Origin of the sequence: Ferruginibacter sp., assembly GCF_031430955.1 — a bacterium.
In the GTDB taxonomy this organism is placed as follows: Bacteria; Bacteroidota; Bacteroidia; order Chitinophagales; family Chitinophagaceae; genus Ferruginibacter.
Genome location: NZ_JANPCM010000572.1, coordinates 1 through 9,910 on the forward strand (window position 1 = coordinate 1; position 9,910 = coordinate 9,910).

14 protein-coding genes are annotated in these 9,910 nt (G+C 35.9%); 9 read left to right on the forward strand and 5 right to left on the reverse strand.

Going from position 1 to position 9,910, the window contains the following annotated elements:
- Positions 1-109: 109 nt before the first annotated feature.
- Complete coding sequence (locus ACY65O_RS16295; RefSeq protein WP_462221922.1) at positions 110-466, reverse strand: hypothetical protein; 357 nt, start codon at positions 464-466, stop codon at positions 110-112.
- 338 nt (positions 467-804) lie between these two features.
- Here ACY65O_RS16295 and ACY65O_RS16300 point away from each other — a divergent pair, with 338 nt between their 5' ends.
- Entirely contained in the window at positions 805-1,089 is a 285-nt protein-coding gene (locus ACY65O_RS16300) for a hypothetical protein (protein ID WP_462221923.1), read from the forward strand.
- Between the two features lie 31 nt (positions 1,090-1,120).
- Here ACY65O_RS16300 and ACY65O_RS16305 read toward each other — a convergent pair whose 3' ends face one another.
- From ACY65O_RS16305 to ACY65O_RS16320, 4 genes are all read right to left on the reverse strand, one after another.
- Positions 1,121-1,747 (reverse strand): hypothetical protein, encoded by a 627-nt coding sequence (locus tag ACY65O_RS16305; RefSeq protein WP_462221924.1) that lies wholly within the window; start codon positions 1,745-1,747, stop codon positions 1,121-1,123.
- A 272-nt stretch (positions 1,748-2,019) separates the two neighbouring features.
- Positions 2,020-2,592 (reverse strand): pentapeptide repeat-containing protein, encoded by a 573-nt coding sequence (locus ACY65O_RS16310; RefSeq protein WP_462221925.1) that lies wholly within the window; start codon positions 2,590-2,592, stop codon positions 2,020-2,022.
- Between the two features lie 153 nt (positions 2,593-2,745).
- Entirely contained in the window at positions 2,746-4,218 is a 1,473-nt protein-coding gene (locus ACY65O_RS16315; RefSeq protein ID WP_462221926.1) for a DUF2330 domain-containing protein, read from the reverse strand.
- Positions 4,219-4,243: 25 nt separating this feature from the next.
- Positions 4,244-5,128: an RnfABCDGE type electron transport complex subunit D gene (locus tag ACY65O_RS16320; protein ID WP_462221927.1), complete on the reverse strand. Its 885-nt coding sequence runs from the start codon at positions 5,126-5,128 to the stop codon at positions 4,244-4,246.
- Positions 5,129-5,303: 175 nt separating this feature from the next.
- On the opposite strand from ACY65O_RS16320, the gene ACY65O_RS16325 reads away from it, so the two are divergent.
- From ACY65O_RS16325 to ACY65O_RS16360, 8 genes are all read left to right on the forward strand, one after another.
- Positions 5,304-5,717: a VOC family protein gene (locus tag ACY65O_RS16325; protein ID WP_462221928.1), complete on the forward strand. Its 414-nt coding sequence runs from the start codon at positions 5,304-5,306 to the stop codon at positions 5,715-5,717.
- A gap of 81 nt (positions 5,718-5,798) precedes the next feature.
- Positions 5,799-6,323, forward strand: coding sequence for a hypothetical protein (locus tag ACY65O_RS16330; RefSeq protein ID WP_462221929.1), 525 nt, complete (start codon positions 5,799-5,801; stop codon positions 6,321-6,323).
- A 60-nt stretch (positions 6,324-6,383) separates the two neighbouring features.
- The gene (locus ACY65O_RS16335; RefSeq protein ID WP_462221930.1) at positions 6,384-7,496 is read left to right on the forward strand and encodes a DUF2911 domain-containing protein; all 1,113 of its coding nucleotides are present in this window, start codon (positions 6,384-6,386) and stop codon (positions 7,494-7,496) included.
- A 4-nt stretch (positions 7,497-7,500) separates the two neighbouring features.
- The gene (locus ACY65O_RS16340; protein ID WP_462221931.1) at positions 7,501-8,082 is read left to right on the forward strand and encodes a rhodanese-like domain-containing protein; all 582 of its coding nucleotides are present in this window, start codon (positions 7,501-7,503) and stop codon (positions 8,080-8,082) included.
- 28 nt (positions 8,083-8,110) lie between these two features.
- Complete coding sequence (locus tag ACY65O_RS16345; RefSeq protein WP_462221932.1) at positions 8,111-8,455, forward strand: hypothetical protein; 345 nt, start codon at positions 8,111-8,113, stop codon at positions 8,453-8,455.
- A 27-nt stretch (positions 8,456-8,482) separates the two neighbouring features.
- Entirely contained in the window at positions 8,483-8,872 is a 390-nt protein-coding gene (locus ACY65O_RS16350; protein WP_462221933.1) for a VOC family protein, read from the forward strand.
- 6 nt (positions 8,873-8,878) lie between these two features.
- Positions 8,879-9,223 (forward strand): TfoX/Sxy family protein, encoded by a 345-nt coding sequence (locus ACY65O_RS16355; protein WP_462221934.1) that lies wholly within the window; start codon positions 8,879-8,881, stop codon positions 9,221-9,223.
- A gap of 8 nt (positions 9,224-9,231) precedes the next feature.
- The gene (locus tag ACY65O_RS16360; RefSeq protein ID WP_462221935.1) at positions 9,232-9,666 is read left to right on the forward strand and encodes a DinB family protein; all 435 of its coding nucleotides are present in this window, start codon (positions 9,232-9,234) and stop codon (positions 9,664-9,666) included.
- Positions 9,667-9,910: the final 244 nt, after the last annotated feature.

The window sequence follows — 9,910 nt, forward strand, 5'->3', positions numbered from 1 at the left end:
GTCTCACGAAACATTCTCCATAATCCTTCACAATAAAACCGAATAAAGTTATGTAGAATACAAGTGCCAACGCAGCCAAATAGGAAATCCCAGAGTTCGGCTAAAAAAATTACTCCACAAATTTTTTACCCTTTGCCATAATTAAAAAAACAATTGAAGTAATAAAATACATCATTACAAAACCAATTATCCAAATGGCTTTTTCGCCATCGGAAACAGTTTTACTTTTTGCAACCAATACAATTCCGGTTATGAGACTGGCTAATGTGCAAACTACTGCTATTGCCAAAGAAATAATAACTGAGGGAGTGAATATAATGCTTAACATTTCAAAAGGATCGGGATTGGGGTTTTGATGTACATGTGCAACAAACGTAAAAATTCCTTTTATATAAAATCCCATAAAAAAAATACCTGCAATAACTGCAACAATAAATAAAGTGAGGAATGTATTATACTTGCTCATTTTTTTAAATCAAAACTACAAATTTATCGCAAGAGAAAGTTTACATTCTTCCAAGCAGACAATAAACAGTTTGTGTAATTGTTAATTATATTTACAACGTTATATAGCTTTATAGAATTAAGTCTTTTTCGCTAATGCATTTTTAATTGCCCCGGTCTTTAGACCGGGATTTCAAATAAAAGATGTTAAAGGCTTTAGCCAAATTGTTTAAAAAAACAGTGCATATTTTGGCTAAAGCCCGAAAACAAAAACAATCTTTGTCCCCGGGCTAAAGCCACGGGGCTATTAATTTATTTACGCAATATCTAACCCTATACATTTAAAAATAAAGTTTAAATATGTCGTGGATAATAATACTGCTGAGCTGCATTTACATTTCAATTTGTATTTTATATGCCTGGTTTGAAGGAAGAAAAAAAGCTACAGGGTTTATTGGCTCCTTACTAATTTTACTTGTTTTACCTTTTATTGGGTACTGGATTATTGAATTACTTTCTAACAGAAAAGCCAAAGGTTGTGCATGGTGCGGTAATAAATATAACGAAGCAGTTTATTGCGGTATGTGCGGCAAAAATGATAACGGCGATATAAGGCCAGGCTTTAAAAGTAAGGATGATTTATAAATTATTTTAAAAATTTTAATAGCACTGCATTTTAATTTTTACTGCTGTCGGTTTTTGCAGGTGTAAAATTAACAGGTGTGGTTGTTACCTGTGGAGCAGCAGCAACGGGTTTACTGTTAAGTGGTGCACCAACTGCAATATCGCAGCGGTGGCCCGGTTGGCCATGAGCAGGGTTCATACCCGGAGCAACAGTTTGTTGCTGTGCAGTCGCTGTACTTACATTTACAGGAGCCTGTGCCGGAGCGGTACTAACGGTGGCCGGTACATTATTTTGTGCTGCAGGTTTACTGTTTAAAGGTGCGCCAACACTTATATCGCAACGATGGCCGGGTTGCCCGTGTGCAGGATTCATGCCGGGAGCAACAGTTTGCGGAGCAGTTGGTGCAGTTACGGTTACAGGTGCCTGTGCCGTAGTGCTACTTTGTGTATTAAGATTTATATTATTAGCGGCAGGTAATATTGCTGTATTTGGAGCAGCAGCAACCTGTTGAGCATTAATTGTATTTTGCAATGCTGCATCTGCAGGCACAGCCGTTGTGGTTTTATTTTCGGATGCCGGCATTACTAAAGATTGATCTATTACCACTTTGTCTTTTCCATTATCGCAGGAAAAAAATGCAGCAACTGTAATAAAGGCAACGGTGTATATTTTTGACATTGTAACTAATTTTTGTATTTGCAAATTACGCCGTTTTATTCAAAAGCAATGTAACGGGAGCATTTATAATTGTCGCACACTATGCTGCCTCACCAAACGTTCCTACGGAACGAAAGCATTCTAATATATACTCTTACTACCCACCAAACGTCCCGAAGGGACGACTTGTTGCTAGTAATTTGTGACAGTGTAAGATTTTCGTTCCGTAGGAACGATTTGTGCTATGCAACAATTTTAAATGCACCCAATATAACAGCTTTTATTCATGGTATTTATTCAATAACAATATCATATTTATCCAAAAGCCCGGCAATGCCTGCAACAGAAAATTTTGCTTTTTTTATTTTATTTATTTCGGGGTTAATGGAGTAATTGTATGCAGTACGAAAATCTGCTTTTTCTAAAATGGTAGTATCAAATATGGCGCCGCTTAAATCGCAGTTAGCAAAAAGCGCTGCCGATAAATCTGTTGCTGAAAAATCCACTTCATGCAGTGTGGAATTTTTGAAGGCTGTTTTTTTAATTTTCAGTTTATAAAAAGAAGACAGGTTTAAAATGCAATTATCGAAACTTGCGGCAAATAAAAAATCGTTACAATGGTCAAAATGCAGGCCTAATAATTTACAGCCGGTGAATACGCAATCCCTGAAAGCAGTTTTTGTAAGTTTTGCCATACTCATATTGCAATCGGTAAATGTACATTCCCAAAAATTGGTGCCGGATAAATTACAGTTTGAAAAATTGCAATTTATGAATGCACAGTTTTCATAATCGCCTTCTGCAAATGAAGTTGCTGAAAAATTTATCTCTTCAAAATGCTTTTCTTCAATTAATATTCTTTCCATTGGTAAGTGTATAAATGCAATATTATAAGAACCATGCGAAGCTTTAAAATTTTTCTTGTAACAAAAAAAATAAAAAAGCACTTCCGTAAAAACGGAAATGCTTAAAACCAAAACCTGTATGTCCAACTATTTTACCCCTTTAGGGGATAGGGGTTACACAAATCCTTTCCACCTCATAAATCCTGCACCGCCCAATAAAACGGCGCTTAATAAAATCATTGCACCGGGTAAACTTTTTTCCCTGTCCATATCATTTTTTACCTCTGGCAATAATGTTTGGTATTGCACTTCAGCCACATCTTCTTCATCGTTAACTGCCGCAGCATCGTCCTGCCAGTTATTAATATTGGTGCCGGTTAATGCAGTAAGCTGTACCAATTCTTTTTTTCTTCTTTGTTTTAAATCCTGTAAATATTTTTTACCGGCATCGCAATTAAAATCGCCGGTGGCAGGATGTGTAATAATATATCTTGCCTGAAAGTTTTGTGTGTTGGGTGTTACCTGGAACATTAAATCCTGCGCAAACGATTTTCTGTTGTAGCGAAAATGCATCCTGGTAAAGTGTACATTTTTACTGCCGTTATCAGTTTCTTCATTGTCCACATCGCTGTAATCGCTCCAGTCTTTACCGCCAAGCCACCAAACACCGCTCTGCACCAAATCCTGTTCTGTTGGCGGGTTGCCCACGCAGGGGTCGCATTTCATTTGGTTAATGGGGGTAACATTCCAGGCGTATTCTAAAAAGGCCACACTCTTATCTTCGTTATTCCATTGATGGGTAAACAGGTTACCATAAAAAGCACCAAAGTTTTTTTGTACAAACAAGGGTACATTTTTATCGGTGGTGATATTCGTGTTGCGGTAATTGGTGCATTCTATTCTTCCTTTACGGGTAAAGGCATACACTATTAAATCCTGGTCGCCATCGGCATTGGCCATTCCTAAACGAATGGGCAGCATAAATTTTGGCGAGTTAAAATTTATTTGAATAGGGCGTAAAAAATTATTATTTAATTTTTTCTTTTCTTTTTCATTTACTTTAACTACAAAAAATTTTAGGTTACTTTTTATATAAGGTTCTAAAACTTCTTCGGCATTGGCAGGAATTTTATAACCGTTTTCATTTAGCCATTTTTTCAGATCGCCACTTTCTTTTGCAGATAAAATTAAAATATCGTATTCGCCTACTAAATACTGGGCTTCAATTTTAACTCCGGCAACTTTCCCCTTTAACGAACGGGTAACAGATACTTCATTTAAACCTGGTGCTGCCGACATTTTATCTTCGGATTTCTCATAGTCATTGCAAGGGTTCTGATCCCAATACTCCACCAGCCTCGGCGCACTGTAATCATTTAGTTTTTGAAAAATACTTTGGTCCACCACTTTAATATCATCTTTCCTCAACACCACCGGCACAGGCACCACCATGGCAAAATCTTTTGTGTCGCCTTTAAAATCGTTGTACATGGTAATAACCGTTTTATTACCATCACGTACTAAAATTACCTGCGATGTTTTGTTTTTTAATGTGCCATCTGCCTTGCTTACATAAAAACCGCAGAAAGACATTATAAGTGGCGCTGCAACAATGGCTGCACCAATAATTAATAATTTACTTTTCATAATTTATTTTTTTAGCGTTGATTAATTACATGATTGATTTAGAATAAATGATATTTAAAAAATCATTTTCCTGGGAACTGTATTTTGTGGTGGCTGTCCACTCAAACTTTTTCGCTTTAAATAACCAGTCAATTAACGGCACTAACGGTTGGGCCAGTACCAGAACAAATATGGGTGCACCGTTAATAAACTTAAATGTGGTTAAATAAAAAGCAACCGCTGCAATGGCAACGCACCAAACAATTCTTGCAATGGAATGATCAGGTGTTGTTTTAGGATCGGTGATCATAAAAAAAGAAAACAACAATAAACTACCGGTACTTATAGATTGAATAAAATGATCTGCTGGCCAGCCGAGATAAATTATCTGCCTGATAAAAATTAATCCGGCAAATGTTATAAGAAAGGCAAGTGTAACATCAAGTTTTTGCACTTTACTAACTACAATAAACCCCAGGCAGCAAACACCAAACAGTAAAACTATTCCGCTTCCCCATTGGCCGGAGCTTATCCATGCTTTACCGGTTAAAAAAATTGCAGCAACAATACCCAGTGCCGATGGATTAAAAATATGTTTACCCTTAATGCGTATAATATATTTTGAAAGAATAGATACCATCGCAGCAAATATTGCTACCCACAAAAAGTTTGTTTTTAATAAAAGACTCAGGCCAAAAGATGATATTAAAACAGAGGGAATGCCTTTTTTAAATCTTTGCAGAAAAGGGATATTTTTTCTTCCTAAAAAAAACTCAGCTACCAATTGTGTAATAAGGCTTGTAATAAAATACGTGGCATATAACCAGCTCTCATTATTCCAGTGTAAATAAAAAATGCCATAGCTTAAAAAAACAGTTTGAAATAATATTTGAAAATAACGGGCATCTTTAAGCCGGGTTGATAAAAGCATAACAGTTGAATTTGCTGATAAGATGAATTAGCCAACCGGATTACACAAGTATCCTGTTAATAAAATGTAAACGGCAGTAAAATAAATTTTTATGGAAAAAATAAATGTGTGAATCGCCGCCTGTAAAATTTTTATTGCAAACACGGGATAAGTTGCCTAATTTGAAAAATAAAAAATGAAAAGAGTTACTTCTGTAGGCGGCGTATTTTTTAAATGTAAAAATCCAGATGCTCATAGAGAATGGTATGCCAAACACCTGGGTTTGGTAATGGATAAATTTGGAACCAGTTTTGAATGGCGGCACAGCGATGAAAAAGAAAAGAAAGGTTTTTCGGCGTGGAGTCCTTTTGAAAAAGAGACCGATTATTTTGGCGATGCCAGTCAGCAGTACATGATAAATTACCGGGTAGATGATTTGGAAGCGCTGATTAAAATATTAAAAGAAGAAGGCGTAACCATAGTGGACCAGATGGAAATTTACGAATACGGAAAGTTTGTTCATATACTGGATGGCGAAGGCAACCGGGTGGAATTGTGGGAAGCCAATGATGAGATGTATGAAAAAATGCTGAATGCAGTTACCAAATAAGTAATGGATAAACGGAAGCATTTACGGATAAGTAAAGAAGCAGTTAGAGTAATATGATTGTCCGGTATAAAAAATAACTGTATGAAAAAATTTATACTGCTCATTGCTGTTGCCTGTTATAGCAATATTTTACAGGCACAAAAACTTCCCTGCAGTAATCCTGTTTACCGCCAGTTTGATTTTTGGGTTGGTGAGTGGGAAGCCTTTGACAATAACGGAAAAAAAGTTGGCGACAGTAAAATAAGTGTGATATTGGACAGTTGTATTATTTTAGAAGAATGGACAAGCGCCTCCATACAACAGGGCTTGCGCTATGCAGGAAAAAGTTTTAATACCTACAATGCCGCCACTAAACAATGGCAGCAAACATGGGTGGATAATGCAGGTGGCAGCAACGAATACCTGCAGGGAAAATTTGAAAATAACCAGATCATTTACTCCTCTACACCATTTAATTTTAGCAAAGACACTATCGCTATTCGTAAAATGACTTTTACTAATTTAGGCCCCAATAAATTAAGGCAGCATGGAGAAATTAGTAAAGATAACGGTGCAACCTGGAGTACTGAATATGATTTGGAATACAGAAGAAAAATAAAAGGGTAAATAATATTTTTACCAGGATAAAATAAATAAAAATTTATCTCCATAAAATAAAAAATAACAATGAAAAAACTACGCCTGCTTATTGCAATAATTTTTATTGCCGCCCATTCTTTTGCACAACTAGATATGCCACCATCTGCCAACAACCCCAGGGCAACCATCAGCGAAGAAGTGGGTATTACATCCATCACCATTAAATACAGCCGGCCCGATGTAAATAAGCGGGAAGGAAAAATTTGGGGCGATGGCAATGCGGTTACTTATGGCTTTACAACACAAAATTTTATTACGAATAAAAATACATCGCCATGGCGTGCAGGGGCAAACGAAAACACTGTTATAACTTTTGAACATGATGTAAAAATAGAAGGCCAGCCACTTAAAGCAGGCAGTTATGGTTTGTTTATGGCGATGGGAGCCGATAATGTTACTATAATATTTTCTACTCAAACAGATGCCTGGGGAAGTTTTTATTATGATGAAAAATATGATGCCTTAAGGGTAAATGTAAAACCTGTTGCACTGGATAAAAGTGTAGAATATTTAAAGTATGAGTTTATTGAGCACAAAGAAAAGTATTGTGTTATTGCTATGCAGTGGGAAAAATTATCGGTACTTTTTAAAGTAGAGGTTGATGCAGATAATATTGTGCTGGCAAGAATAAGGGAAGAACTAAACAGCCGGAAAGGTTTTATTCCATCTAATATTTTACAGGCTACACAGTTTTGTTTTAATAAAAATATAAATCTTGATGAAGCATTAGTATGGAGCAAAAGAGCCATTGATGGTATTGGCGGACAAAAAACTTATATCACTTTACGCAATCTTGCTACTGCATACGAAAAATTGAACCGCTTGCCCGAAGCAGATTCAACTATGAAAGAAGCTTTATTAATTGCAACTGCAAACCAATATGCAGGTTATGGAAGAATATTAATAACCCAAAAACGTACAGATAAAGCAATGGAAGTATTTAATGCATCGCAAAAAAGATACGGCGATATTTTTGCAGTTAACAACGGTTTTATAAATGGTTATTCAGCCAAAGGCGATTTTAAAAATGCATTAAAATATGCCAATAAAGCAATAGCACAGGCGCCAAATGATGCTGCTAAAAAAACACTGGAAGGACAAATTGTAAAATTGAAAGAAGGAAAAGATATCAATCAATAAAAAAATGAAAAAATTATTTGCCGCAGTCCTGGTTTTAGTAAGTCAGGTTTTTATTATTGAAAGTTGCAGTAATGCAAACAGCACAGGAAAACAGATTACCAAATCTGATTTAAATTATGTTTGTATGCCTTGCGGAAGAAATTGTGATACAGCTGTGTATAAAGCCCCGGGCCAGTGTAATAGTTGTATGATGGATATGGTTGACCAAAAAACTGTGCATATTAAAAACATAACCCCTGCAGCTCTTTGTAATTATATTGATGGTATTGGTAAACAAAATACTGTACTGTTAGATGTTCGTACACCCGAAGAATTTAATGGTACAGCACCCGATAAATTTGGTAAACTTACCGGTGCTGTAAATATTCCTGTACAGGAATTAGAAAAAAGAATATTGGAATTAGCTGTTTATAAAAACAAAGAAATAATTGTGTATTGCAGCCATAGCCACCGCAGCCCCATGGCAAGTTATATTTTAATGCAAAAAGGTTTTACCAAAATAACCAATATGGAATTTGGCATGAGTGAATGGCACAATAAAGTAAAGAATGATACCTGCAATGATCAACTCTATGTAAAGCAATAAAAATTATTTTCATTTAAATATAATAATTATGAAGAAAATATTTTTAGTTACAGCAGGCTTTTGCTGCCTGGTAATTTTGCAAAATTGCAGCAGCAGTAAAAAAGCGGCAAAAACCCCTGTGGTGTCATTTAGTAAAGATGTAATGCCTGTTATGCAGGCAAGTTGTACGCCTTGCCATTTTCCTTCAGCGGGAAGAAAGGAGCCGCTAAATACTTACGATGCAGTAAAAAATCATATTGCCGATATTATTGTAAGGATAAAATTACCGCAAAGCGATGCCAGGTTCATGCCCTGGAAAAATAAAAAGCCACCATTAAGCGACAGTTTAATTAATGTATTTGTAGAATGGCAAAAACAAAACATGCCGGAATAAATTTATTAATACCTAAAATAAAATAACATGCAAAACGCAATCAGTTGGTTTGAAATACCAACAACAGACATTAACAGGGCACAAAAATTTTATGAAACAATTTTCGGTATTAGTATGATACCAGTGGAAATGCCTAATATTAAAATGCGTATGTTTCCATTAGATGATATGATGACGCAGGTTGGAGGCGCATTGGTTGACAGCGGAGGTTTTCACAAACCATCAGTAACCGACGGCCCTTTAATTTATTTAAATGCAAACCCCGATGTACAAAATGTTTTAGATAAAGTTGAAACTGCAGGTGGAAAAATTATGGTACCAAAAACAGCAATAAGCCCGGAGTATGGAAACATGGCGGTGTTTATTGATACTGAAGGCAACCGTGTTGCATTGCATAGTGTGCCGCAAACAAAATAATCTTTTATGGCTTATAATGAAAAATTAGCAGACAGGGTTAGAGAAATAATTGCCGTAACCCACAACATAACCGAAGAGAAAAAAATGTTTGGCGGATTATGTTTTATGGTAAACGATAAAATGTGTGTGGGAGTAGAAAAAGAAAGATTGATGGTAAGGCTTGATCCTGTAAAGTATGATAAAGTGATGGAAAAAGAGGGCTGCATGCCAATGGATTTTACAGGTAAAATAATGAAGGGTTATGTGTTTGTGGATATAGCAGCATTAAATACAAAAAAGAAATTAGAGTATTGGATAAAGCTGGCGTTAGATTATAATAAAATCGCAAAGGCATCTAAAAAGAAAAAATAATTATTGCCGTGAAATATACAGTTGAACAAGCCATAGAAATTTTAGAGCGAACACCCGCTGTACTTACCGCATTACTTGAAGGTTTAAGTGATGATTGGATAATTAATAACGAAGGCCCCGAAACATTTTCACCTTACGATGTTGTTGGGCATTTAATACACGGAGAAAAAACTGACTGGACGGCAAGGGCAAAAATGATTCTTGAATTTGGTAATACAAAAACCTTTGAGCGCTGGAACCGTGTTGCCATGTACGAAGAAAGTAAAGATAAATCTTTACAACAATTGTTAAATGAATTTGCAGCTATACGAAAAGAGAATATAATTTGGTTTACATCTTTACAATTAACCGAAACCGATTTGGATAAAAAAGGAATGCACCCGGTATTGGGAGATGTAACGTTGCGGCATTTATTATCTACCTGGGTGGTACACGAATTGTAACTGCCCGTTTTTGGAAAGAGGGTTTGCCGTTGGAATTAAAGCAAAGAGATGAACAAGCAAAACAAATATTAGAAAAAACATTTACCGGAAGAAAGGTTGTACAAATTGATTGCATGCCCTTACATCATGATGGAGCCGGTGTGTATTGCCATTTAAGAAATGAACCGGCAGCAAGAAAAATAATGCCAATAATAATTTACACCAGCTTATAAATCTCCATTATATCTTGCAGTATATGAGGGAA